At 38.1% G+C, this 696-nt stretch carries 1 pseudogene; it reads left to right on the top strand.

Going from position 1 to position 696, the window contains the following annotated elements:
- Positions 1–191 precede the first annotated feature (191 nt).
- A pseudogene (locus ACFOU2_RS14735) lies at positions 192–608 on the top strand (IS6 family transposase); the annotation flags it as partial.
- Between the last annotated feature and the right edge of the window lie 88 nt (positions 609–696).

Genomic DNA, 696 nt, shown 5'->3' with positions numbered 1-696 from the left:
TATCGGAAAGGAGTGATTACAGATGGAAACGAAAGTTGACCTCGTAATAGAACTACTCGAAGGAATTGAGGCAGACGCGAATACGTTGAAACATTTATGGGTTCTGGTGCGAAAATTTCAAGACAATTGCAAGTAATCTCTAAATCTTGGACATACTGATACTATTACTCTAAAAAAGGTGTGTGATCGGTATGAAAAAGGAAAATTTGTTCAAATGGAAGCACTATCAGCCTGATATGATTTTATTAACGGTAAGATGGTACCTACGGTACAACCTAAGTTTTCGTGATTTGGTGGAAATGATGGAGGAACGAGGTTTGTCTATCGCTCACACCACCATTATGCGTTGGGTGCATCAATATGGACCTGAATTAGACGAAAGAGTACGACGTCATCTTAAGACAACAAATGATTCCTGGAGAGTCGATGAAACGTATGTGAAAGTAAAAGGTCAATGGATGTATTTATATCGTGCAGTCGATTCAGAAGGGAATACCATTGATTTTTATCTAAGTGAATCAAGAAATAAACAAGCAGCCAAGCGCTTTTTCAAGAAAGCCTTGGCTGCTTCTCATATTTGTAAACCTCGTGTTATAACAGTAGACAAGTTATCATGAACGAAACTAGCCCCTTGCTCGTAATACCGTAGGTTAATTTGGTTAAAATGTGTACTGGAAAATACAAACCAAATCAGAG

The organism is Bacillus songklensis (assembly GCF_042649685.1).
In the GTDB taxonomy this organism is placed as follows: Bacteria; Bacillota; Bacilli; order Bacillales; family Bacillaceae_H; genus Bacillus_BA; species Bacillus_BA songklensis.
This window is presented reverse-complemented; position numbering and strand designations above follow the sequence as displayed.